Here is a 22,409-nt window from a genome sequence, read left to right on the forward strand (position 1 = left end):
ATAAGCTATTGACGGCTTTTGCTCTATAACGAAGAAGAACCAGATAAGCGTAAGCTATATCTGGTTCTTTTCTTTTGCCCGTCCCCTGTTGGTAAGACGGAGCGATGTGCGATCGTGAATTAGATGCTGCGGCTGATTGCCTCGGCCAGCGGCAGACCCCGAAGCGGATGGGTTTCCTTGCCGCCCTCGATTGAGGTGAACCGGTCAGCGATGAGCGGGATGTTCTCCGCGCTCGCCGCAGGGAATGGTCCGTGGCTTTTGCGCACTACGGTGAAATGCTCCTTGCCGCGGGTGACCGTCATCTTGTCGACGGCGAGAACGATGTTGCCGTCGGCCTGTCGGTTGAGCCGGATGACGAAGAAGAATCGAAGTCCTTCCCCTGCCTTATCAAGGCCGTGGAGCGGCATTGAGTAGACATAGTCGCCATTGTCGCGCTTGGCCTGCGTCTTGTCAAAATCCCAAAGCTTGCCTTTGCGATCATCGGTGACCATGGCAAGATTGGCATAGCGGCCAATCGGCAGCGGAGTGACCAGCTTTACCATCATGTGCCCGCCGTAACGAGTGAACACGTCGATGACATGGTGCGGGATGTCCACTGTTCCGTTCTGGTCGATCTCGGCCGGGATGGCGAAGTGCTTGGTCGGATCTGGCCGCGTTTTTGTGCGCGCCCAGTTGACCTTGGCGTCCTTGCCGAGCAGACTCTCGAGCTCCCGGTAGGATGCCTGCGTGCTCTTGATCCGGAAACCGAACTCGAGCCTGGCATTTTCATCGAGCGCATACTGCTTCACGATACTACCCTCCTTAAAATCAACCTCACAAGCGTGAAGTTGTGCATGTATTATTTACCCCATACCGGGCTTGTGCCGTTATGGCATCCGCTTCTACAGTCTCTTCAGAAACTACAGGAGCGGAGGCCAAAAGGCGGGTTTTATAAGGAACTACTAGATTTTACATATTAGCACAAAAAGGTGGTTTTGTCAATAGTAATGACGTGGCCATAACAAAAACCCCGCTTTTAGAGCGGAGTGGCTGCTTTTTTTATCGCGAGATGCTTCACCAGATAATCAGAACGGCCATAACACCTATTCCAATGACAAGAGTGGATGTAATTATTGCATTAACCGGTGTTGCAAATAAACTTTTTGCGGACTGAACAAGCGTTTGGCCTGAGGTTGGCGAAGTTGTGGTGAGGGAAGGTACTGTTTCCGGGAGCGGAGAAGGAGTTGCCGGAATGGCAACCGGGGTTGGCGAAGGAGTAGCTGGCGGAGTCGGTGTCGGTGTGGAAGCGGGAGTAGGTGAAGGTGTGGCCTCCGGAGTCGTTGTTGGCGTGGTTGAAGTAGGATTAACCGATATGGGGCCTTCTGACGGTATGGCATCAGTGAATACCACAAGCCGTTGGGGGTACATACCGTTAACCTGATTCCAAATTCCTTCGCAGGTAATAAGATTTAAGTGCGCTAGGCCGTCGGTAGATGTGAAAACAGTCGTGGCATCCGCATCCCGGTCAAATGAATTGATGGCGCGGACCTGGAATGCAAGAGTTTCATTTTTATCATCCAGTATATATATTTTATCGCCGACCCGCAGCTTGTCCAAATTATAAAAAACCCATGGCACTCCGTTGCTGATGCCGAAGTGTCCGCCGATGACCGCGCTTCCCGTATCGCCGGGGTGTGGACCCAAGGCAAACCAGGCAACATTCACAGAACCGGCCGGCACATCCATTCTCCCGTCAGAAGTGATGAGTGCGTCCTCAATTAAAGAGTCCACTCCTATAACCGGGATCTGAAGGCGGACCGGGAGTCCTGAAGGTATGCCTCCAGGATCGCGGATGTCGGAATAAGCGACCTGGCCGCCCGATCCGGTTGTCGGGAATTTCGTTACCGGGAATTTCCAGCCGAAAAGCGCATCGGGTACGAGTGTCACCGGCTTATTCTTGTTGAGGTGAGGCAACAACAGCAAATACCCGGCTCCCAATATTACTATGGAAACAATTACGATCAATATTCTTTTTAATCTTGATTTGGATTTTCTTTTCATTGTTTTTTTACCGTTCTTTAGGATTTGCGCTTATTTACCGGCTTCCCGAATTTTCTCCGGTAGACGAATCCGATAATAAGCAGCACTAGAAGGCCGGCCAAGATCTCCCACACAATACTTTTGCTGTTATTGTTGACCGATCCTGTTTCCGGGAAATTGGGATTTGCCTGAGCAGTCGCGGCAGGCGAAGTGGCTACGTAGACGGTAAGAGCCACGTTATCTGAAGCCTGCAAACCGTTGGCAAAACCAGTTACTGTAGCTGTGTTCGTGGTTGTTTGCGTCAGGGTCGTGTCGCAGGTATAGATCCAGGCTTCACTAACATCCAGAAGATTGTTGCCGTTAGTGTCTCCCAGCTTGTTGGATATAGCGCTGCACTTATTGTCAGTAACGGTCACGTAGCTTAAAGGCACCACTCCCGGATTGGTGACCCTATAAGTATAGGTGATCTTGCCCCCTTCGGGAGGCAGGGATAAAGGGTAAGCAACTTTGGTGATGTTGATAATGCTGACCAGCGGAGGCGGAGTCTTGGAACCGACAACGACGGTGGCATATGCCTGGTGCGTTGCGGTTATATCATTGGCAGTGCCAGTGGCTGTGGCAGTGCTTTGGGTAGTTTGGGAAACGGTTTTTGTACAGGTAAATCTCCATGTCTCGCTAAAGTCCAACTTTTTATCACCGTTGTCGTCGCCTTCTGAAAATTTAACAGGGCTGCAGTTGTCGTCAGAAACCTTTATGTCGGTCAAAGGCACTTCTTGAAGAAAATTCTTGACCGCATATTTGTATGTTACCTTGCCGGGTCCTTTCGGCAGTGCCAGCGGCTCCGGCACTTCGGTTATGCCGATCAAGGGAACATATAAAACGCTCGGGCTGGTTTGGGCAAGACTCGCCTTTGTGCCGTATCCAAATACCAATGCCGCGGCCAGTATCAGAACAAGGCCCGATGATTTAACTGTTTGTTTCATATTAAATTATTTTAATTACTTTTTTTATTTATAACCTTGATGGTCAGAGCGACATTATCAGTGGCCTGCAAACCGTTGGCAAAGGCGGTAACATGAGCCGTATCTGTTGTTGTTTGCGTCAGAGTTGCGGTGCATGTATAAACCCAGATTTCATTTATATCCAAAAGATTATTGCCGTTGGTATCTCCGAGTCTGCCGGACATATCGGTGCATTTATCGTCAGTGACCGTTACATTGCTTAAAGGCACTACGCCCGGATTGCCGACTCGGAAAGTATAGGTGATCTTGCCCCCTGCGATGGGCAAGGGTAAAGGATAGGCAATTTTGGTGACGTTAACAATACTGACCAGCGGGGGCGGAGTCTTGGAGCCGACAACAACAGTGGCATAGGCTTTATGTGTTGCGGTTAGGTTATTGGCAACTCCTGTTGCCGTCGCAGTGCTGAGAGTCGTTTGGGAAAGTTTTGCAGTGCAGGTATATCTCCATGTTTCATTATAATCAAGTCTGGCATTGCGATTGTCATCGCCGGTTACAAACCTGACAGGGCTGCAGTTGTCATCGACAACCCTGACACCGGCCAAAGGCGCTTCTTTAACGAAACTTTTAACCGCATAACTGTAAGTGATGTTACCCGGCCCATTCGGCAGTGCCAGCGGTTTGGGCACAGATGTAATGCCGATCAAAGGGACATATAATGTTTGTGCCAGCACCGTCTTTAAAGCGTAAACAGATACGAATCCGATTAGCAGTATCAGCACAAAACTTACTATTGATTTAATCGTTTGTTTCATGTTTGATTATTCCGATTCTTGCTTATAGCTTAACATTTTTCGGCAACTTTGTATTGTTCGTCTGTGGGTAAGTTGAATACTTTTTTCCGGGTTTTTTAATCCCCTAACTCCGAAATGAGTTTGGCGCGCGTCAACGGGCCGAAAACACCGACCTGCGGCAATCCTGTGTTTGCCTGGTATTTTTTGACTGCCGCTCTCGTTAGCTGACCGTAGAACCCGTAAGCAACCCCAGCCGGAATTCGCAGAAACCCTTTTTGCACCAGAACTGTTTGAAGCGCTTTGACATCCGCGCCGCGCGCGCCCGTGCCGAGCGATCTGCGGAAAATAGTATTCGCTTCAGTTTTGTTCATTTGAATGGTTCCAGTATTGGGAAAACCGGGAACAACCGGGAGGGCGGACAGGCCGGGAACAGACACAATGACAGTAACAGAAGCCGAATCTGTCGCAGTGATCCCATTGGCTGTTCCGGTAGCCGTGGCCGTGTTCGTTGTGGTAGTTTTGAGATTTGTCCTGCAGGCGTAACTCCAAGTTTCCGAAACATCAAGCAAATTATTGCTATTGGCATCACCGGAAGGGTCTGAGAGCGGACTGCATGTATTATCAATTAGATTCACATTGCTCAAAGCGACGATACCCGGATTGGTTACTGTATATGAGTAGGCAATCATTCCTCCTCCAACAGGCAGTGACATTGGACTTGGAATTTTTGTCACATGAATTAAGGGCGGGATCACGACTCCTGTATTCGGCAGTCCCGGAGCGCCGACAACTACTGTTGCTGTTGCGGTATCAGTGGTGCTCAGCCCATTGGCGAATCCTGTCGCCGTGACTGTGTTCGTCTGGGTCGCTGTAAGTGTCGTTGTGCAGGTGTAGACCCAAGTTTCATTCGCATCGAGCGCGCCGTTGTTATTGGCATCGCCTGAAACCAAGGTTAACGGGCTGCAAGAATCATCCGTCAAAGTTACCGTGGTCATAGGGACTGTTCCGATATTGCGAACCGTATAGTTGTAGATTACAGGCCCTGGTCCTGCCGGCAGAGCGAGAGGGCTAGGTACTTTCACGACATCGATCATGGGCGGAACCGGGACCGGGCCGGAGCTTGCAGATGCAGGGACGCCGCCGGGAACGGGCACCGGTCCGCTGAAAGAAGAAAAATTATCGATCAAGAATCCATTGCCCAAGGTCGCCGGGGCGGCTGTGCCAGCAACGCGGAACATTATTGAATCGACGGGGAAAGGTATGCCGCCGGCAAAATCGCGGAAATAATCTTCCCAGCTCGTTCCCGTGTGGATGAGTACGCCGTCCAGGTAGACGTTCACAATATCGTTTTCTGCCCCATCGATGAATTGCATCGTTATTTTGACCGTGTGCGGGACCGTTCTGTCGATACCGGTGGCGATGGGAGTGAGGACAAAATTCGATATTGAGTGCTGGTAATCCTCAAAATTAAGCTGGAGGCCTGCGGGAGTATCCTGCATCTGCAGCCAGCTCATTCGCATTGTGTCGCCGCGATCCGGGCTTGCGACCACGGACAGGCCTGGCTGTTCGCTTCCCGGGACTGTTGAAGCAAAATCCCATTGCGCTTCAAAATACGGCTGGCGTGTTCCTCCGGAAAATGCGCTGCTGCCAGCCAATGTTTCCCCTGCCTCATCCGCCAAAGATTTGGAAAAAGTCTGGTCGTTAAAACTGCCGCAGGTAATGGCATTGGAAATGCGCAAGCTTTGGGTTCCGAAATTTGCAAAGCCCGCGGTATTGGGAACCACAGCTACGTCATACAAAGGACAGGTCGAAGACCCGTGTCCGCTGGTCCAGCCATCCTGGCCATTTAAGTCGCCAAGGGTGAAACCGTCAAAATTCGTACTATTAGTATCGGCAGCAGCTTTCTTCCCTCCCGCCAGGACCAGAATGGCCATAATAAAACCCAAAAAAAAGCGTTTGAATGTTTTCAACATAAAAAAATTAATGATTAATTAGTAGTTTCTTTATCGGTAAATACGATGAGCCGTTTGGAGTAACTCTTCTGGGCTTCATCCCAAACCCCTTCGCAGGTGATCAGGTTAAGGTGGGCTTTTCCGTCTGTGGAGCCAAAAATATCCGATGAGTCCGCGTCCGGTTCATAGTTTTTGCTGCCAACCACAACGAAAGTCATAATCGTTCCAGTGTCGTCTTCGATGTATAATTTATCACCGCTGCGCAATTTATATAAATTATCAAACACAGACTTGTCCCCGTTTTTCCAAATTCCATAATGGCCGTCAAGAACAGCGCTGCCTGTTTGCCCCGGCCGGGAACCGAGTTGGAACCATCCTACGTCTGAAGGCGCTTTCGGTACATCCATCGCTCCGTCAGCAGCAAGGCCAAGATCTACAACTGCGGCATCAACATTTATTGCAGGGATCTTGAGACGAACCGGAAGTCCCGGGCCTGCTTCGGAATCGGGAGATTCAACTGACTGTCCGCTGATCAGATTTTGGGAAGATTGGCTTGCAACTGAGCCTTGCGGCGCGCCGAGAAAAAAAGTAACTATTAAAGAGATCGAAGAGAAGGCAACTCCCGCAATGCTGATATAAAGCCAAGACCGTTCAAATGAGATTTTCGATCGCATAGATTTTTTTCCGTCAAAAGCGGCGGGCAAAGTTTCATTTATTTACGGGCGGAGTTTCGCCGATTGCCTCGTCTGCGCTGTCGGCATCAGCGTCAGCCTTAGTTTTATGGATTCGGCCGTCAATATGATTGGGAGGAGCATAGACTGTGTAAATTTTGAGGTCTTGCGTGCCGGTATTAGTGAAATTATGTTCCGTCCCCGGGACCACGACGACGACATCGCCGGGTTTGATGGGGAATTTTTTACCGTCCAGTTCGCCCTCGCCCGTACCCGAAAGGAAGAACAGCGTTTGTTCGGTGTACTTATGCGTCTCCGCTCCGACCTCGCCTCCTGGCGGAATGCTCATGATGACCAGCTGGCTGTTCGCACCGGTGAACAGAACGCGCCGGAAATAATCGTTAGCTTGCGTATCTTTGATGATGTTTGTATGGTAGCTCATTTTTTTTGGGGTCTGAACGGCGGCCGTAGGCGCTGGTTTCGTATATAATACCATGCCGCGCTGACCGAGTGTCAGAAAGAAAATAATTATTGATAAGAAAGCAATTCCTGCGATGCCGATGTTCAACAATGGCCATTTTGACGAAATTTTTGGTCGCATAGATCTTTTATGAGCTTCTAAGGTAAAGGCTCCGCTTGAGCGGAGCCTTTACAGTCTTTAGGCTAAGCGCATTTTGCTGACACTTAACATCTAGATTAAGTTGCGTTTTAAAACTACAGTGGACTATGATTAAGCTGTCAGTTTTTTTCTCATCAAGTAGGATGAGAACAATCCGAGGAAGATCCCGGCTGTCGGAATGACGATGCCCCAAGGAGTGTTTTTCTTTTCCGGAGCAAATCCCGCTGCCGGCAAAGGCGGAGCTACGATCGCAGCCGGAGCCAGGCTCGGTACAACCACTGTAGCGGTAGCGACATCTGTTGCGGTAATGCCATTGGCAGTTCCGGTCGCTGTTGCCGTGTTCGTTGTGGTTGCGGTCAGGTTTGAGGTGCAGGTATACGTCCAGGTTTCCGTAGGATCAAGCAAATTATCGGCATTGATGTCGCCGGTATGCCCTGAGATGCCGCTGCAGAAGTTATCGGTCAGAGTGACGTTGCTTAGAGCAACAGTGCCAGGATTGGTTAAATTGTAAGTGTATGTGACCAGTCCGCCGTTGGCTGAAGGAGTGACGAACATGTTTGGTGTTTTTACCACATGGATCAGGGGCGGAATAATTGCCGCGCCAACAATCACTGTTGCGCTGGCAATATGGGTTGTGCTCTGGCCAAGATAATATCCGGTCGCTGTGACAGTGTTCGTGTGCGTGGCCGCAAGCGTCGTGGTGCAGGTGTAGACCCAGGTTTCATTCACATCCAGCGCGCCGTTGTTATTAGTGTCTCCTGACTGCAGAACTATCGGGCTGCAGGTATCACCAACCATGGTTACTGTGGTCATGGGCACGGTTCCAATATTAGTGGCAGTGTAAGTATAAGTTACGGGCCCTGGTCCTCCCGGCAGAGCCAAAGGATTTGGTACTTTCAAGACATCAATAAGCGGTGGAACAACAACTGGGCCATTGGAACCCGCTGGAGGCGTACCCGCGCATGTCGGTGGTACGTTAATGGTGTCGGTATCGGTCGTTACTGTTCCGCCAAATGCCAAAAGCCTTCCAGACCAGTTTGTAGTACTGCCGACAGTAATACCTGCAGCATCAATATCAGTTCCAATCATTGTAGTATTAGCACTAAGCGTCGTGGCCTGGGTCGGTGTCCAAAAAACATCGCATGGTGAAGCTCCGGCGAGTGCGACAATCGCTCCGGGCGATGAAGTAAGAGCGCCAACAGCTCTGAAGATGTAAGTTCCAGCACCTGTAAGAGTAATTGTAGCCGATATATTCATTGCCCCTCCACTGCAATATATTCCAGGAGCATAAACTCCAATCGTACCATGAATAACGTCAGTTCCAAGATCTATTGGACCTCCCCACGTGGTTGTGCACGGTGATTGGGCAGCCAAAGCAGCTAAGGCTGCACCTTGATCCGTACCTGCCGTGGTATATGGAGGGGTATTGCCATAACGTGCCTGAGCTCCCGCAGGATGGACGGGCGCTCCTGTAGTAAATCCGATATCGCCATTGACTGTGGTTCCTGCGGTTGTGTTAGTAAAGGTACTGGCAAGAATAGCATAGGATGTCGCAGCGCCAAGGTTAGGCGTAGTTGCTGCGATTGCGGCCATTGGCTCGGCAAAACCCAGGGCCAAGAGCGTTAAACAGGCTACAAATAGTGTTAAAATAGAGTTTTTATTGAATATTTTCATAATTTTTTATTTTTTGGTTAATGATTTGTGTGAGTTGTATATTGATGTTTACAGGGTTGAAGATATTGGTTTAAGCGGGTCGACCACTCAGCTTGTTCCAATATTTGATGTTTTGTTAAGTAATTTTGGCAACAAAAAATTCCGGGCCAGATTCCCAACTGTCTTTATAATATGATCCTTTGTCTTTTTTTGTTTCAATGTCTTATTAACTTAAGCTATATATATATTATAGCACAATTACAAAAAAATTGCAATATCCACAGAGTAGCTTACGTTGTTGGTGTTTTTTCTTCAGGCTGATTGTTTTTTGCAAGAAACCTTTTTACTTTCTCGACAATATCGCCTACAGCCTGGTTTGATTTGATCAGATATTCGTCTGATCCCAGTCCAAGGCCTTTTTTGATGTCTTCGTCTTCGCCAAGTAGCGTGAGTATTACCACAGGGATGGCTTTCGTGTCAGGAGAATTTTTTAATTCCTCGAGCACTTCCAGGCCCGGCTTTTTTGGAAGGATGAGATCAAGCATCACTACATCGGGGCGCTTGGACTTCACCAGTTCCAGACCGGCAATACCATCAAATGCCTGAAAGACCTCAAATCCGGCATCTCTGAATTCCGTAGAAAGCACTTTGGACAGAATTTCATCGTCTTCAATCAATGCTATTTTTTTTGCGCTCATATAAATTCCGCATTCGCGCCTAATTTATTTATTTAAGATTTTTAACATATGCCAATCCGCTTCCTCCGGCTTTGGACGGCGATATCAAAGGCAGTTCAACAAAGAAAGTCGTGCCTTTTTCTTCCGGCAGTGTGGGCGATTCAACCCAGATCTTTCCTCCCAGCAGTTTTGCCGCTTCGCGGGCGATGTAAAGACCCAATCCCGTGCCGTCGGTTTTTGTAACAACTGCATTGCTCGCGCGCATGAACTTTTCAAACAAATGTTCCTGATCCTTCTTGGGGATCCCGATGCCGGAGTCTTTGACCTGGAGGATCACCGAATTTTCCTTCTTCTCCAGCAAGATATCGATCTTTCCGGCGGGCGGAGTATAATCTATTGCATTGGTAACGAGATTCTGCAGGATGTATTCGAGCAGGTTCATATCCGTAACAATCGTAATTTCTTCCGGGTGCGGCGTGAATTTAAGCGACAATTTTTTCTTTTCGGAAAGCAGGCGGTATTCGCCAATGTGTTTTTCGATAAAACCGACCAACTCCAGGGATTCAGCATGTACACCGACGCTCCCGTTCTCGATCCGGGAAGTATCCAGCAACAATTTTACCAGTGCATTGGAGCGTTGAACCGAATAAAGAATATCATTGAGATATTCTTTACCTTTGTCCGTTAATTTTTCTTTTTTCATGATCAGCTCGATCAGCCACCTTATGCCCGTAAGCGGTGTGCGCAATTGGTGTGATGCGAGCGAAACGAATTCAGTTTTGGCGCGGTCGATCTCTTTTTCGCGGGTTATATCCCGGAAGATGTTTATTGCTCCTATGACTTTGCCGCCAAGGACTATGGGAGACACGGTTCTTGATACAGGGAATTTTGTCCCGTCCTTTCTTATGTAATAAAAGGAAGTTGTTATAGTTGTGGTCGTGGTTGCGGCCGTTGTCAGAGCGGCATGTATAGCCCCTTCCTCAGCTGACAGCGGATTGCCCTTCTCGTCCTCGCGAATCAGGATCTCATACCATTGCTTGCCGATCGATTCGGAGCTGTTATAGCCGAGCATCTGTTCGGCCGTGTGGTTCATAAAAATGATCTTCCCTTTCTCATCAAGCGCTATCAGCCCGTCGCCGACCGAAAGCAAGATCGCCTCTTCTTTGGCTTTTGCCTGCGCTAGCTTTTCCGCCTCAGCCTGAAGATCTTCGTAGACATTCCGCGCGGCTATCTTTGCGTTTTCCAGATCTTTCTCCACCCGTTTCCTGGTAGAGATATTTTGAAATGAAGCTGCGCCTATAATACCTACCGCTATGAGAAGAGAGGAGGTGGTCAGCCCGTCCAGTGGAGTTGCATATAAACTTTTTGCAGAAACAGCTGCTGCTTGAGGGACCTGAATTGATCCTGTTAACGGGAATTTAACCGTTTGGGATAAAGCGGTCTGGGGTAAACTTTGGTTGGATGGAGGCAGCAATAGAAAATAGATCTCAGCTCCAAGGATCACAAAAAAAATTAAGATCAGAATCAAATTGAATAAATATGCAGTTTTTTTTTGAGTCTTCTGTTGCCTGCTTTTTTTGGTTAAAAAGAAAAAAATAAAAAGTGCTAACAATGCACCTGATAAGATGCTCCATACTATGATCTTTATATCGGAATTCACCGTAATAGAGTTCATTTGTCAGCGATTTTTTTGATTACCATCGCCGTTTTTGATTTGTTTTTTCAGGTCATCGATTTCTTTTTTGAGCTCCACCATTTTCAGTTCCCTGCCGATCATGCTTTTATTCACTGATTCCAATTCTGTTACTCTGCTGAGCAGTTCTTTTGCGCGCTCGGCGATCTTGACCTCGAGGCTTTTGGTATATTCGGCTAATTTACCCTCAAGCCCTTTTCTGGTGGTGATGTCTTCCATGGCCAGGATGATCAGTTGCACAGTGTCTATTTGTTTGGCATTGAGCAGTATAGTTTTTTCACCGATGGTTTCGAAAGTATGCGTGACGCCGTAATCCCTGACCATTTTTTTCTCCGGCAGAATTTCTTCCAGCAGGCTCTTCAGTTCAGGAATATTCCACTGGCCGTTCCCCAGTTTATAAAGAAGAATATTTTCCGTTTCTTGGGGCGAAACCTGAAAGGTTTCATAGAAAGTCGGATTCGCTTCAACCACGCGAAGATCAGCGTCAAGAATTAAGAACGACTCTCTGGCAACGTCTACCAAAGTTTTCATATAATGCAAAGCTTCCTGTTGTGATTCTTTGATCTCCTGCTTTGATTCTGTTAACTGCGCTTCTGATTCTTTTATTTTCTCTTCCGATTCTGTTATATTCTGCTTTGATTCTGTTAACTGCGCTTCTGATTTTTTTATTTTTTGTTTCGATTCTTTTACATCCTGCTTTGATTCTCTAATGTCCTCTTCGGATTCTCTTACTCCCAGTTTTGATTCTTTTAACTCCGCTTCCGATTCTTTTAATGTATCTGATTTTTTTGTGTCGTCGTTCATATTTTTGATCCCCCCAGTTAGTTTTAAGATTTTTAAGCTAAAATTAGTTTAATATTCCCTACGGTATAAAATCAGAATAGTTAAATTTTACCCCAATGTCAATAAACGCCAGTAAATCACTATATATCCGGCCAAAAATATTATAAATTGAGCGGGGTTTAATAATAAGGGCTTCGCAAAAGCCGCGAAGCCCCGAGTCCCAGCAGGACGCGTAACAGTCAGTACTTTTTTTTGTCCTTGTCGTGATCTTTGTCTTTGTGTTCGTCCTTGTGGTCTTTATCGTGATCCTTATGATCCTTGTCCTTGTGGTGATCACGATCGTGGTCCTTGTCGTGGTGATGATGGTGGTGCTTCTTGGGCGGCACTTCGCACTTTTCCACCGGCGGGAAAGTGGAACCCTTTGAGCAGACGGCGACATGGTTCGTGTCCATCGTCACCGCTGCCGTGAGGGCTATCACACTGCCGGAAACATTGACGCCGGTCGTCAGGGTGACGCTCGCCAGTGCCAGAATGTTTCCCGCAAATTGCGTGCCGGTTCCGAGGGTAGCGGAGCTTCCGATCTGCCAAAAGACATTTCCGCAATTCGTTGCATCCATCATGACAACGTGCGAGTTGCTTGCGGTTGTCAGCGTGCTTGCGATCTGGAAAACCCAGGGACCGGACCCGGTCAGAACGAGCGTTCCGGTCAGCTGCGCCGAGGAGTTGAAACAGTACACTCCCGGCGGAAGCGTGAGCGTGCCCAGATCTTGGCCGGTCAGATTATTGACGCTTGGGCAAGGCAACGCTTTTAGCGCGGCGTACGCCAGGTGGGCATCTGCTTGAGCTGTTGCCGCGCGCATGTTGCCCGCGTTTATTGTTCCTCCGACCACGACTCCCGGCGGGAAGCCGGTGATCGAGGTGCCGGGACTGACCCCGAGATCACCGGTGACGACGCTCGCGCCGGTGTTGGTGACCGTCGTGGCGCCAAGCACGGCGAAGTTCTGCGCCGAACCGAGCGACTGGGCGGATGCCGCGGAAGCGAAGAGAACAATCGCAGCGAGAGGGACAGACACAAACCACCGCATCTTCTTTCGCATACAATCCTCCATGGAAAACCGAGTATAGCTTCATTATAAAATGTTATTTATTCAATTACAAAAGAAAAAAAACGGAACAGGTCCGTTTACGAAAATTATTTCTGAATTCAGGCCATTATAAAATTGATTGACCTAAGAACGAAATTTGCTTATAATTGATAGGATTTTTGTGCAAATTGAATTCATGCACGGGTGGCGAAATGGTACACGCACTACCTTGAGGTGGTAGCGCCCGCAAGGGCTTGGAGGTTCGAGTCCTCTCCCGTGCACCACGGGCGGTTAGCTCAGTGGTAGAGCGTCTCGTTTACACCGAGAAGGCCGTAGGTCCGATCCCTACACCGCCCACCAATAAGATTTGGTATAATAGGATTTCTAAGACCAAAAAATTGAGTCGCAGTCCCGATTTATCGGGACGAGAACAATTTTTTTGAGGACGCCTCGGTAGCTCATTGGTAGAGCGCAGCCCTGAAGAGGCTGGCGTAGTCAGTTCGATTCTGACCCGAGGCACCAAAGAATATAAGGAATTACAAAAAATTTGAGTCGCAGGCCGAAGGCCGAGAACAAATTTTTTGAGAGGAGCGACGACCAGACCGTAGCACTTTTACGGGGTAAAATGCGAAGCGTCTGTCAGTCGCGACGAGCGGGTATGGTTCAGTGGTAGAACATTGCCTTGCCAAGGCAGAGATGCGGGTTCGATTCCCGCTACCCGCTCCAAAAGAAAGTGCTCCATATGAGGTGATGGAGTTTTTTTTTGGAATCGAACGGGCAGAAGCGAGACGAGGCATCAGCCGAAGTCGAGCGTCGATGAAAGCGAGCAAGCGCAGCTTTCAGCGCTGCCCCGGGCAAGGCGCATTAGCGCCGCGGAATTCCCGCTACCCGCTCCAAAGAAAAAATCCGACCATAATGTCGGATTTTTTCTTTGCTAAACTTTCCTGTCGCGGCCCACGATTATTTTCAATGCCTTGGGCAGGATCTCTATCACCGCAGGTGTTTTGGCGATGACGCGGCTCCCGACGCGCAGGGGCAAGCCGGTGGGCGTCAGGACTTCTATTTTATTGGCGTGGATGACCGACGCTTCGGGAATTTCCTGATAATCGCCTGTGAGAATTTGCTTGCGGTACCGGAAAGTTTTGGATTTGGACAGTTTGGGTAAAAGCAATACTTCGGCGCTGCCTTTGGCGTCATGGTTATTTGTGATTATTCCGCTGACCACTTTTGTGCTGGCCTGGTATTGTCCGTTCACCGAGAATTTAACTTCAAACGCAGGAAGATTAAAAAGCGAACGGATCAATTTTAAATTGAACAGGCTGCCAAATCCCCCATCCGGATTGATGCTTGGTCCGAACATGAGCTTTGATAAAAAATAATTGCCGTTCACCAGGCCCAGATCCAGTTCTTCTATTCTGCGGCCGCCGATGATCTTGGCCGCGCGCGCGATATCCATGATCCCGAGCATCTGGCCGATCCGGGTCTCAAAGATCGGAATAAAACCCACTACTATTTCCCGATTTTTGATCGCATTGATCACGTCGTGCAGGGTATCGTCATAACCCACGGCGACAATGGTTTTGGCGCCGTGAAAAAAAGCGTTCTCCACCAGCTGATTGATGGTGCGAAGCCCGGTCGAGCGCACGACTTCGCCCGAAACCCGGTACTCAGACAAAGACGAGTACAAAAGGTTTTGTACTCGTTCAAACTCTCTTTGTGAGATTTTCTGCGGGTCAACAATGTAGTAGTACATACTATTCCTGCGCGTCAGCTACAGCTTTCGGCTCCTGCATTTTGCATGCTCCCGAGAAGTAAGCTCCTTCGCGGATGCCCAAAGAACCGCAGCTGATATTGCCGATGACCTTTGCTGTTTCCAAAAGCAGCAATGATTCTTTGACCGTGACATTGCCTTTGACCACCCCGCCTATCACTGCGTTGGCAGCGATGATGTCGGCGTCGATCTGGGCGTTCGGGCCGACGAGCAGATCCTGGGAAGTATGAACTTTACCGGAAACTACACCGTCAATTTTTACGTTGCCGTTTGATTTCAGCTCGCCATCGATCCGCATGGAAGCGGCGACAATTGTTTCCGGATTTTGTTCTTGTCGGGCCATAAAAAGTAAATTTCTAATTACTAATTTCTAATTGACCTAAATAATTAGAAATTAGATCAATTAGACTAATTAGGCCAATTTTTATTTTGCTTCTTTTATCGCCTGAATTTCTTCTTCGGTTAATTTGGATTCAGACAAACCGGCTTTCACGGCTTTGGCATAAATTCTGGTCCCTTCTCGGCCGTGAAGGGACGAGATGACTATTCCCTCGTCTGAAGCATCGAGCAGCGCCAAAGTAAAACTGATATTGCCGCCGGCATCATCAAACGGATTGAAACGCAAAAATCCAACCTTTTGGATATTGGAACGGTTATCTTTGTAAAGCCTGGTCAGGCTTTCATCCAGTTCAGTAAGTTCCTGGTTGATCTTCGTGATGCCGCGGTTCTGGTCGATCAGAATCTGCTCCAGGTCCTTGCCCAGGCCGGAAGAAAAAAACTCCCGGCGAACTCGGTCGAGTTTGGCAAGCTTTAACGCCAGCCAAATGACCGCAATAAGCAAGATGGCGCTTAAAATAGTGCTGATCAAAACTAAATATTGATTGTTCATAATTTGGTGGACTTAGGCAGAATCGAACTGCCGCTTCCACAATGCGAATGTGGCGTCATACCACTAGACCATAAGCCCATGAATTAAAATTTCAGCAAGTGGGAGAAAAACGCGTCAACGCGGCCGGTCGAACGATTGAAAAAATATAAACCGAGCAAAAGGGCCAGGAAGATCAGGTTCATCGTTACGACAAAGATCAGGTCCCGGCGCACTTGGCGATATTCTTCTTCCTCATTTCTTACTAAAACAGGATTATTTTTTATCATAAAAGTAGCTTGATTATATAGGTAATCGATAATTTTCTCAACCCTCAATATCGCGCATTTATTTTGATCAAATTTTACAAACCGTTGATGGTCCGCTCAATGCGGGCTTGCGCTTCGCGCAGGTCCTGCTTGAGTTTGTTGCGCTCATCCTGTTCGCCTTGCAAACTCTCAGGCGGAGAATCATAGTGGCGGTCTATCGTGTCTTTTATGATTCCCAGGACATCATCGCGCATGTTTTGCAAATATTTCATTGCTTCCAAATGTTTATCCTTGGCTTCTTGTATTTCATCTGCCATAAATTTTTGTTAATTATTTTTTAATTGATTTTTTTAGCTCTTCTCTTGCCACTTCTCTGTCGTCCCAGGGAATATAACCGTTTTTGACAGCCATTGTTTGCTCAGCCCCCTTGCCCGTGATGAGTACCAGATCATTTTGACCGGCGAGACTGAACGCTTTGGCGATCGCTTCCCGCCTGTCTGTAATTTTGAAAAGATCTTCATTCAGTTTTTTTCCTTTTTCAATGCAGCCTGTTGCGACTTCATTAATAATTTTTTCGGGATTTTCGTCATAAGGATCATCCGTGGTCAGAATAACCATGTCAGCACCGGCTGCCAGTCTGCCAAGAATCGGCCGGCGGGCTTTGTCCCGTCCTCCGCCTGTTCCACCCAGGACGTGAATGATTTTTCCATGCGCCCAGTTGTTAATCGTAGCATAAAGCTGGCGAAGAGCTTCCGGTTCATAAGCGTAATCAACCAGGACGCGGAAATTTTGGCCTTCATCTATCAGTTCCACCCGGCCGGGAATGTTCGGGATCTTTTCCAGCGCTTTTTTTGCAACAGTTATATCCACGTCAGAGCCGATCGCTGTAGCAATTGCCGCTAAGGCATTATAGAAGTCAAAAACTCCTTTTAAGTGAAGGCTAAAATCAGTATCCCATGCCTTAAATCTTATCCCCTGCTCTGAAGCTGACAAATCCGTGCCTCTGACTCGGGCTGTCGGATTTTTTCCATAGGTAATAATTTTATCAACCTTGAAATTCGTAAATTCCGCCTCGTATCGGTCATCCGCGTTGATAACTATCCCCTTCGGAATTTTTTCTTCGTTGATGATTTTGTAAGGCGACCTTTCCAGATGCCGAAAATATTCCAGCTTCGCGTTTTTGTAATTTTCAAATCCCTTATGAGCTTCGATATGCTCCGGCGTCAGGTTCGTGAACACCATGGCGTCATAGTGTATGCCGATATGGCGGTGTTGCATGATGCCTTCGGATGAAGATTCAATGATCGCAAACCGGCAGCCGGCTTTTACCCCGTCTGATAAAAGTTTTTGCAAAAAAAATCTTCCCGGCATGGTGATCTTTTTTGGGTTTAACCATTCTCTGTCCGCAATTTTGAGGCTCACGGTTGATGATACGGCCGTTTTGAACCCGGCTTCTTCCAGAATTTTGGATATCAAATTGGCAGTGGTTGATTTGCCGTTCGTGCCGGTCACTCCGATAACGATCAATTTTTCCGAAGGCCGGCCGTAAATAAAATTCGCCAGATGTGCGAGCGACAAATGATACCAGTTCAGCAAAAAGTCCGGAGTAAATTTTTTAATCAGGTTTTTGAGCATATATATTCGGCAAAGCGGCAATTAATCCCAATACCGTGAAAAACATCAGCCTCCCCTGCTGTATTGTAACAAAATAATGATCGAACAGGCTCATAAATAAAAATAAGATTCCCAGGACCGCAAAAGTAAATGTCAGTGTTTCCCATGAAACATTTTTTAGCCTTGAAAATATTTCAAACAGGATCAGAATGAATAATCCCAACCCAAGTATTCCGAGTTCTGCCGCAATAAAGATGAAAATATTATGAGCCGGCTGATATTGCCAGGCATCAAGTTTGTTTGCGGCTTCCAATGCGGGAATATAGTTCCCCACCCCGACCCCAAACAATGGATGATGGCTGAACAATTCTAAACCCAACCGGTCAAAGAAGGCTCTGTCAGTAATACTGGCTGAATTAGTATCTGAAACCCGTGCCTTAAGCGTATTTGGCATCAAGATAAGTATCGTTGCACATGAAACAATTACCGGAACAAGAATTAAGGCCATGAGTTCTCTTCTATTAACTTTGAGGTAATAGAAGAGGAAGCTTATGGTTGCGATCGTTCCCCCAACCCAGGCTAATCTTGAGAAACTAGCGAATAGGCCTAACATTATTATAAGTAAGCCCACTGAAATTAGGGATTTTTGTCTCTTTGTTGCATGTGAAACAATAAAAAGACCGGATATCAGCCCAAAAACAAGAAAAGCACCTAAAATGTTCGGATGCGGCATAGTTCCATAAGCCCGGATCAGTTTTTGGCTCCCAACTTGGATTGTTGCAAGCCCGGAAGTTCCAAGTGGGGCAATATATTCTCCCAAAAACCCAAGACCTAGAGAATGTTGCACGTGGAACTGAATTAAACCCAATATGCTTTGAAAGACTGCAGCGAGAAAAGTGATCCAAAAAACTGTTAGGAACTGAACCTGAGTTTTTAAGACTTGGGAAACATATAGGATTATCAGAAGTAGTTCAGACCATTTTAAAGCGTTATATAAGCCTAAATCTAATCGTTTCATATGGAACAAGCTTAGCAAAATTAGGGTAAAAAAGGCTAATATAAGCCATAATAACCCATTTTTTGTAATCTTTGGTTGATCAAAGAGAAACCAGGCTATGAAACACACGATTAACAGAAGATCTGAAAGATAAACAAACAAAGCCAGATGATAGTTAAAATACCAACCTATATATGCCTGCTCCGGTTTGTAAAGAATTCTGGTTTGGATAGGAATAAAAAAAAGGAAAACATAGAACAAGAGCTCGTGAATTGGCTTATTTATTGTAGTATTTATAAATTGTTTCACGTGAAACATATATTATTTTGTTGTATATATAAGAATTATACATTTAAAAGAGGATTTGCATGTTATAGATTATTTTTCCTCTTGAAATGCCGGGCAAGACGTGTTAATAATTAATTACTTTCAATAGAAAGGGGGGATTGGTAGTGGCATCCGATGTAGCTCGCAAGAACAAGCTCATCAAACAGGGTCGTTTGCTCCGTGATCAGCCGGAAAAAGCCGAGATGACGCTTGGCGAGTGGTTTGCAGAATACGAAATACTCAGTGAAGAAGGAGAATTTTTGGAGGAGCAGGCCGCAATCGTGAAGAGACTGGCAAGCGTACTTACTTCCGTGCAGCTCGCCCGGCAGTCCAGAGAATCGAACGCAGCATCTGCTTGAGGTGTCGTCGATGCCCACCCGCGTTTTAGAAAAAAGGCTAGTGTTCGTCTTGTGATGCAAAGTTGTTGCCCCCCAGCAGCATACAAACCATCATGACACTAGCCTTTCGTCGCGTCAGGACGCTCGGGCATTGCAAAAAAAGACGTCCGCTGAAGCGGACTAAGGCTCACCGCATTGGAAAGCGGTTCGCAATTCTTTTTTCTGCAACACCCTCGCTGAAGGAATAATGGAAAAATAAAAAACGCCTGAGCGTTTTTATTGGTCGGGGTGCTGGGAATTGAACCCAGTCTACACGCACCCGAAGCGTGCGTACTACCGGTATACGACACCCCGTTTCATGATGTTTAACAATATACTATACTTTTTGTATGAAAAAGGGAATTGATTTTATCGGAGTCGCAGTAGTTTATTTTTGCCATGACGGCAAAGGAAATGTTTTGATGGGAAAAAGAAGCAAGCAGGCACGGGATGAAAATGGCAGATGGGATATCGGCGGCGGGGGCGTGGAGTTTGGTGAAACAGTTGAAGGCACTTTGAAAAAAGAGATCAAGGAAGAATACAGTGCCGATGTTCTAAGTTTTGAATTTTTGGGGTTTCGCGATGTGCACCGAGCGCATGATGGGCAAAAAACGCATTGGCTTGCGCTTGATTATAAAGTTTTGATAAATCCTTTGAATGTAAAAATAGGAGAGCCGCATAAGTTTGACGACCTGAAATGGTTTACGCTGGAAAATTTGCCTGAACCCGTGCACTCCCAATTTCCTGAGTTCCTTGAAAAATACAAAGAAAAGTTGAAATAAAAAACCGCAGGAGATTAGTCGTGCGGCGGCTTCTTAAAAGCCTTGATCCTGTGTCTAGCTGAATTTATACCTGCCCTACTTTATGGCTGTGGCGATGTTTTTCGAGGATCGTTTCCATGCCTCAAGAGCATCTTTGTACAACCAAACGTCTGCGTACCAAGTAAGCGATATTTTACGAAAGTCTGAGGGGACTGGCATGGAAGGGATGTTGATGACTATCTGGCTCGAGCCCTCGGCCTTCCTTAACTTCACTGATTCGGCGATGGTTTTCACGGACTGTTCCCATGCCTCAAGAGCATCTTTGTATTCCCAGACGTTAATCGCCCAGCAATCACTCATGTCACGAAAGTCTGACGGATCAGGCATAGGAGGCAGATTGATGCTGATCGGCAAATTTATGTTCATGTAAACCTCAACTCCTTGTTGAGTTATGGAAATTGCAATTGTTTGCCTCGAGTTTCCTCCCTGATATTGATTTTTAAGCTTATATCAATTTATTTTTTGTGTCAATCAGTAAAAAGCAAACAAAAAAGACCTCTTGAAATATTCCAGAAGTCTTTTTTGGTGGACCCTACCGGGCTCGAACCGGTCACCTCTTCCATGCCATGGAAGCGCTCTACCAAATGAGCTAAGGGCCCATGGTGCCCTCGGAGGGAATCGAACCCCCATTTTATCCTTAGGACGGATCTGTTCTATCCATTGAACTACGAAGGCGACTCCAACTGCAACTTATTTTACTGATTTTATTGGTTATTGTAAAGATTGATTAGATTACATAAATCTGTTAATTTGATACCAGATAATTAACTATTATTTTATGGATAAAGTAGTTCACTTTGAGATCCCGTTTGACGACAAAGATAGGGCAATGAAATTCTATAAAGAAAATTTTGGATGGGAACTGAATGACTTGGGTGCGAAAATGGGTAACTATGTTTTGGCGCATACGGCCAAAACAGATAAGGACAATATGGTAGAAGACAAGGGCGCGATCAATGGCGGCATGTTCCAGAGAAGCGCGACAGCGCATGCGCCTGCAATTGTGATCAGTGTGGATTCAATTGATGAGACGATCAAGAAAGTGGAAAGCGCAGGCGGCAGTGTAGTCTCGCCTAAGATGCCTATTCCAAATGGTTCATTCGCACGGGTTAAAGACAGCGAGGGGAATGTCATCGGAATAATCGATAAATCAAAATAAAACAGTATATGGGAGAAAATAAAGAAGCCCAACAACCGCCTCGGGATATTACGCAGGAATACTTGAACAGTTCTCCTGAGGAGTTTAAGGTTTTTCTAAATTCCTTAAAAGACCAACCGGCAACAATTGAGATTACTCCCTCGGAAGTCACTCCTGATATCGTCAATTTTTTAATTGATCCGAAACACAAGCTAAAATTAAAAGGGACTCCTGAAGAATTGGAGCAATTTAAACAGGATTTCCCAGGTCTCGCGCGACTGATGGAATTTTAGTAAAATGAAATTTCCGACATACAAAAACGAAACACAAAAAATGGAAGAGGGTTTTGCTTTGGTTGCCGGATGCGATGAAGTCGGGATCGCGCCTTTGGCCGGCCCTGTGGTTGCCGCCACTGTGATCCTGGATCCGCGGTCCATCGGCAGGCAGAGAAGTCGCAGCAAATGGTGGTATCGCGTGCGCGATTCGAAGACCACGGACGAAGAAGAACGGAACGAACTTGTTGATTTTATCAAGGACCATTGCCTGGATTTTTCCGTCGGTGTTGTCTCACACGAAACAATTGATGAAATAAATATTCACCAGGCTGCGATGCTGGCCATGGAAAGATCAGTGAACGGATTGAGGAAACTTCCGGGATTTTTATTTCTGGACGGCATACATAAAATAAAGAATCTTGCCGTTCCACAGCAATCGGTAATTGCCGGCGATGAAAAGATACTTTCAATTTCAGCTGCATCGATTGTGGCCAAAGTTGCCAGAGATAAAATTTTGTCAGAGCTGCACGAAATTTATCCTGAATACGGATTTGTGAAACACAAAGGATATGGAACCAAAGTCCACAAACAAGCTTTGTTGAAATTTGGCGTGACACCGGTGCACCGGACCAGTTTCACATTCGTTCAACAGTGTTTAAAAAGGTTTCAGTCGTTGAGCTATTTCCAAAAGTATGTTTTAACGTTAGTATAAATGCTCCGGAGACGTGGCAGAGTGGTCGAATGCGTCGGTTTCGTCCGGTCATACGACCGGACGCCGGGTCGGATGACCCGGCGAAAACAACCTTATGTATTACGTTTATTTTTTGTTTTTAAATAACGGAGATATATACAAAGGCTCTTGTACTGATTTAAAAATACGAATGAAGGAGCATGAGTTAGGGAAGGTGGGGTCTACCCGCAATTATAGACCCGTGAAACTAATAGGCTTCGAAGCCTATGCACTAAAAAGTGATGCTCAACGCAGGGAAATGTTTTTAAAAACAACTGAGGGCCGAAGATTGTTAAAACAGCAGTATAGAGATATAATTA

25 protein-coding genes and 8 tRNA genes are annotated in these 22,409 nt (G+C 46.8%); 10 read left to right on the plus strand and 23 right to left on the minus strand.

Features of this window, described 5'->3' with window-relative positions; translation table 11 throughout:
• Positions 1-119: 119 nt before the first annotated feature.
• The 12 genes from WDN47_03705 to WDN47_03760 form a co-directional block, all read right to left on the minus strand.
• Positions 120-788 (minus strand): hypothetical protein, encoded by a 669-nt coding sequence (locus WDN47_03705; GenBank protein MEJ0021661.1) that lies wholly within the window; start codon positions 786-788, stop codon positions 120-122.
• A 265-nt stretch (positions 789-1,053) separates the two neighbouring features.
• The gene (locus WDN47_03710) at positions 1,054-2,040 is read right to left on the minus strand and encodes a class F sortase (protein MEJ0021662.1); all 987 of its coding nucleotides are present in this window, start codon (positions 2,038-2,040) and stop codon (positions 1,054-1,056) included.
• 17 nt (positions 2,041-2,057) lie between these two features.
• Positions 2,058-3,002, minus strand: a complete 945-nt coding sequence (locus WDN47_03715) for a hypothetical protein (GenBank protein MEJ0021663.1) — start codon at positions 3,000-3,002, stop codon at positions 2,058-2,060.
• Between the two features lie 11 nt (positions 3,003-3,013).
• The gene (locus tag WDN47_03720) at positions 3,014-3,793 is read right to left on the minus strand and encodes a hypothetical protein (GenBank protein ID MEJ0021664.1); all 780 of its coding nucleotides are present in this window, start codon (positions 3,791-3,793) and stop codon (positions 3,014-3,016) included.
• Between the two features lie 95 nt (positions 3,794-3,888).
• Positions 3,889-5,706 (minus strand): peptidoglycan-binding domain-containing protein, encoded by a 1,818-nt coding sequence (locus tag WDN47_03725; GenBank protein MEJ0021665.1) that lies wholly within the window; start codon positions 5,704-5,706, stop codon positions 3,889-3,891.
• 53 nt (positions 5,707-5,759) lie between these two features.
• The gene (locus WDN47_03730) at positions 5,760-6,398 is read right to left on the minus strand and encodes a class F sortase (GenBank protein MEJ0021666.1); all 639 of its coding nucleotides are present in this window, start codon (positions 6,396-6,398) and stop codon (positions 5,760-5,762) included.
• A 34-nt stretch (positions 6,399-6,432) separates the two neighbouring features.
• Positions 6,433-6,996: a cupin domain-containing protein gene (locus WDN47_03735; GenBank protein ID MEJ0021667.1), complete on the minus strand. Its 564-nt coding sequence runs from the start codon at positions 6,994-6,996 to the stop codon at positions 6,433-6,435.
• A 129-nt stretch (positions 6,997-7,125) separates the two neighbouring features.
• Positions 7,126-8,688, minus strand: coding sequence for an ice-binding family protein (locus tag WDN47_03740; protein ID MEJ0021668.1), 1,563 nt, complete (start codon positions 8,686-8,688; stop codon positions 7,126-7,128).
• Between the two features lie 269 nt (positions 8,689-8,957).
• Positions 8,958-9,365: a response regulator gene (locus WDN47_03745; protein ID MEJ0021669.1), complete on the minus strand. Its 408-nt coding sequence runs from the start codon at positions 9,363-9,365 to the stop codon at positions 8,958-8,960.
• Positions 9,366-9,393: 28 nt separating this feature from the next.
• Positions 9,394-10,872: an ATP-binding protein gene (locus WDN47_03750; protein ID MEJ0021670.1), complete on the minus strand. Its 1,479-nt coding sequence runs from the start codon at positions 10,870-10,872 to the stop codon at positions 9,394-9,396.
• A 150-nt stretch (positions 10,873-11,022) separates the two neighbouring features.
• Entirely contained in the window at positions 11,023-11,841 is an 819-nt protein-coding gene (locus WDN47_03755; protein MEJ0021671.1) for a PAS domain-containing protein, read from the minus strand.
• A 218-nt stretch (positions 11,842-12,059) separates the two neighbouring features.
• Complete coding sequence (locus tag WDN47_03760; GenBank protein MEJ0021672.1) at positions 12,060-12,893, minus strand: ice-binding family protein; 834 nt, start codon at positions 12,891-12,893, stop codon at positions 12,060-12,062.
• 210 nt (positions 12,894-13,103) lie between these two features.
• Here WDN47_03760 and WDN47_03765 point away from each other — a divergent pair.
• The 4 genes from WDN47_03765 (at position 13,104) to WDN47_03780 (ending at position 13,631) form a co-directional block, all read left to right on the plus strand.
• Positions 13,104-13,189, plus strand: a tRNA-Leu gene (locus tag WDN47_03765).
• A gap of 1 nt (position 13,190) precedes the next feature.
• Positions 13,191-13,265: transfer RNA gene (locus tag WDN47_03770), tRNA-Val, on the plus strand.
• 87 nt (positions 13,266-13,352) lie between these two features.
• A tRNA-Phe gene (locus WDN47_03775) sits at positions 13,353-13,427 on the plus strand.
• Positions 13,428-13,557: 130 nt separating this feature from the next.
• Positions 13,558-13,631: transfer RNA gene (locus WDN47_03780), tRNA-Gly, on the plus strand.
• 208 nt (positions 13,632-13,839) lie between these two features.
• On the opposite strand, the gene WDN47_03785 is transcribed toward WDN47_03780, so the two are convergent.
• The 8 genes from WDN47_03785 to WDN47_03820 form a co-directional block, all read right to left on the minus strand.
• A complete protein-coding gene (locus tag WDN47_03785; protein ID MEJ0021673.1) occupies positions 13,840-14,658 on the minus strand; it encodes a hypothetical protein in 819 nt (272 codons plus the stop codon).
• 1 nt (position 14,659) lies between these two features.
• Positions 14,660-15,019 (minus strand): polymer-forming cytoskeletal protein, encoded by a 360-nt coding sequence (locus tag WDN47_03790; protein ID MEJ0021674.1) that lies wholly within the window; start codon positions 15,017-15,019, stop codon positions 14,660-14,662.
• Positions 15,020-15,100: 81 nt separating this feature from the next.
• Positions 15,101-15,565, minus strand: coding sequence for a DUF4446 family protein (locus tag WDN47_03795; GenBank protein ID MEJ0021675.1), 465 nt, complete (start codon positions 15,563-15,565; stop codon positions 15,101-15,103).
• Between the two features lie 4 nt (positions 15,566-15,569).
• A tRNA-Ala gene (locus tag WDN47_03800) sits at positions 15,570-15,643 on the minus strand.
• A 5-nt stretch (positions 15,644-15,648) separates the two neighbouring features.
• Positions 15,649-15,831 (minus strand): hypothetical protein, encoded by a 183-nt coding sequence (locus WDN47_03805; protein ID MEJ0021676.1) that lies wholly within the window; start codon positions 15,829-15,831, stop codon positions 15,649-15,651.
• Between the two features lie 74 nt (positions 15,832-15,905).
• Positions 15,906-16,127: a hypothetical protein gene (locus WDN47_03810; protein MEJ0021677.1), complete on the minus strand. Its 222-nt coding sequence runs from the start codon at positions 16,125-16,127 to the stop codon at positions 15,906-15,908.
• Positions 16,128-16,140: 13 nt separating this feature from the next.
• A complete protein-coding gene (locus tag WDN47_03815; protein MEJ0021678.1) occupies positions 16,141-17,445 on the minus strand; it encodes a UDP-N-acetylmuramoyl-L-alanyl-D-glutamate--2,6-diaminopimelate ligase in 1,305 nt (434 codons plus the stop codon).
• The gene (locus tag WDN47_03820; GenBank protein ID MEJ0021679.1) at positions 17,426-18,442 is read right to left on the minus strand and encodes an O-antigen ligase family protein; all 1,017 of its coding nucleotides are present in this window, start codon (positions 18,440-18,442) and stop codon (positions 17,426-17,428) included. Before WDN47_03820 ends, WDN47_03815 begins: the two co-directional genes overlap by 20 nt.
• Before the next feature lie 431 nt (positions 18,443-18,873).
• On the opposite strand from WDN47_03820, the gene WDN47_03825 reads away from it, so the two are divergent.
• Positions 18,874-19,107 (plus strand): hypothetical protein, encoded by a 234-nt coding sequence (locus tag WDN47_03825; GenBank protein ID MEJ0021680.1) that lies wholly within the window; start codon positions 18,874-18,876, stop codon positions 19,105-19,107.
• Between the two features lie 259 nt (positions 19,108-19,366).
• Here the strand turns inward: WDN47_03825 and WDN47_03830 are convergent.
• Positions 19,367-19,440, minus strand: a tRNA-Pro gene (locus WDN47_03830).
• A 35-nt stretch (positions 19,441-19,475) separates the two neighbouring features.
• On the opposite strand from WDN47_03830, the gene WDN47_03835 reads away from it, so the two are divergent.
• Positions 19,476-19,907 carry an NUDIX domain-containing protein gene (locus tag WDN47_03835; GenBank protein MEJ0021681.1) on the plus strand — a complete coding sequence of 144 codons (432 nt, stop codon included), beginning with the start codon at positions 19,476-19,478 and terminating at the stop codon, positions 19,905-19,907.
• Positions 19,908-20,118: 211 nt separating this feature from the next.
• Complete coding sequence (locus tag WDN47_03840; GenBank protein MEJ0021682.1) at positions 20,119-20,316, plus strand: hypothetical protein; 198 nt, start codon at positions 20,119-20,121, stop codon at positions 20,314-20,316.
• A gap of 153 nt (positions 20,317-20,469) precedes the next feature.
• On the opposite strand, the gene WDN47_03845 is transcribed toward WDN47_03840, so the two are convergent.
• Together WDN47_03845 and WDN47_03850 are read right to left on the minus strand one after the other, a co-directional pair.
• Positions 20,470-20,545: transfer RNA gene (locus WDN47_03845), tRNA-Ala, on the minus strand.
• Between the two features lies 1 nt (position 20,546).
• Positions 20,547-20,621, minus strand: a tRNA-Arg gene (locus WDN47_03850).
• A gap of 103 nt (positions 20,622-20,724) precedes the next feature.
• Between WDN47_03850 and WDN47_03855 the strand changes: the two genes are divergently transcribed.
• From WDN47_03855 to WDN47_03865, 3 genes are read left to right on the plus strand one after another with little or no spacing between them, the layout of a single operon-like run.
• Positions 20,725-21,105, plus strand: a complete 381-nt coding sequence (locus WDN47_03855) for a VOC family protein (protein ID MEJ0021683.1) — start codon at positions 20,725-20,727, stop codon at positions 21,103-21,105.
• 8 nt (positions 21,106-21,113) lie between these two features.
• Positions 21,114-21,377, plus strand: a complete 264-nt coding sequence (locus WDN47_03860) for a hypothetical protein (protein MEJ0021684.1) — start codon at positions 21,114-21,116, stop codon at positions 21,375-21,377.
• A 4-nt stretch (positions 21,378-21,381) separates the two neighbouring features.
• Positions 21,382-22,071, plus strand: a complete 690-nt coding sequence (locus WDN47_03865; protein ID MEJ0021685.1) for a ribonuclease HII — start codon at positions 21,382-21,384, stop codon at positions 22,069-22,071.
• Positions 22,072-22,409: the final 338 nt, after the last annotated feature.

The organism is Candidatus Doudnabacteria bacterium (genome assembly GCA_037200925.1).
In the GTDB taxonomy this organism is placed as follows: Bacteria; Patescibacteriota; Doudnabacteria; order UBA920; family O2-02-FULL-48-8; genus JBDTSL01.

Bases quoted from the DNA above. Each gene is read 5' to 3' on its own strand.
- WDN47_03710 (MEJ0021662.1), bottom strand. From the start codon at position 2,040: ATGAAAAGAAAATCCAAATCAAGATTAAAAAGAATATTGATCGTAATT.
- WDN47_03715 (MEJ0021663.1), bottom strand. From the start codon at position 3,002: ATGAAACAAACAGTTAAATCATCGGGCCTTGTTCTGATACTGGCCGCG.
- WDN47_03720 (MEJ0021664.1), bottom strand. From the start codon at position 3,793: ATGAAACAAACGATTAAATCAATAGTAAGTTTTGTGCTGATACTGCTA.
- WDN47_03725 (MEJ0021665.1), bottom strand. From the start codon at position 5,706: ATGGCCATTCTGGTCCTGGCGGGAGGGAAGAAAGCTGCTGCCGATACT.
- WDN47_03730 (MEJ0021666.1), bottom strand. From the start codon at position 6,398: ATGCGATCGAAAATCTCATTTGAACGGTCTTGGCTTTATATCAGCATT.
- WDN47_03735 (MEJ0021667.1), bottom strand. From the start codon at position 6,996: ATGCGACCAAAAATTTCGTCAAAATGGCCATTGTTGAACATCGGCATC.
- WDN47_03740 (MEJ0021668.1), bottom strand. From the start codon at position 8,688: ATGAAAATATTCAATAAAAACTCTATTTTAACACTATTTGTAGCCTGT.
- WDN47_03745 (MEJ0021669.1), bottom strand. From the start codon at position 9,365: ATGAGCGCAAAAAAAATAGCATTGATTGAAGACGATGAAATTCTGTCC.
- WDN47_03755 (MEJ0021671.1), bottom strand. From the start codon at position 11,841: ATGAACGACGACACAAAAAAATCAGATACATTAAAAGAATCGGAAGCG.
- WDN47_03785 (MEJ0021673.1), bottom strand. From the start codon at position 14,658: ATGTACTACTACATTGTTGACCCGCAGAAAATCTCACAAAGAGAGTTT.
- WDN47_03790 (MEJ0021674.1), bottom strand. From the start codon at position 15,019: ATGGCCCGACAAGAACAAAATCCGGAAACAATTGTCGCCGCTTCCATG.
- WDN47_03795 (MEJ0021675.1), bottom strand. From the start codon at position 15,565: ATGAACAATCAATATTTAGTTTTGATCAGCACTATTTTAAGCGCCATC.
- WDN47_03805 (MEJ0021676.1), bottom strand. From the start codon at position 15,831: ATGATAAAAAATAATCCTGTTTTAGTAAGAAATGAGGAAGAAGAATAT.
- WDN47_03810 (MEJ0021677.1), bottom strand. From the start codon at position 16,127: ATGGCAGATGAAATACAAGAAGCCAAGGATAAACATTTGGAAGCAATG.
- WDN47_03815 (MEJ0021678.1), bottom strand. From the start codon at position 17,445: ATGCTCAAAAACCTGATTAAAAAATTTACTCCGGACTTTTTGCTGAAC.
- WDN47_03820 (MEJ0021679.1), bottom strand. From the start codon at position 18,442: ATGAAACGATTAGATTTAGGCTTATATAACGCTTTAAAATGGTCTGAA.
- WDN47_03835 (MEJ0021681.1), top strand. From the start codon at position 19,476: ATGAAAAAGGGAATTGATTTTATCGGAGTCGCAGTAGTTTATTTTTGC.
- WDN47_03840 (MEJ0021682.1), top strand. From the start codon at position 20,119: ATGACTATCTGGCTCGAGCCCTCGGCCTTCCTTAACTTCACTGATTCG.
- WDN47_03855 (MEJ0021683.1), top strand. From the start codon at position 20,725: ATGGATAAAGTAGTTCACTTTGAGATCCCGTTTGACGACAAAGATAGG.
- WDN47_03860 (MEJ0021684.1), top strand. From the start codon at position 21,114: ATGGGAGAAAATAAAGAAGCCCAACAACCGCCTCGGGATATTACGCAG.
- WDN47_03865 (MEJ0021685.1), top strand. From the start codon at position 21,382: ATGAAATTTCCGACATACAAAAACGAAACACAAAAAATGGAAGAGGGT.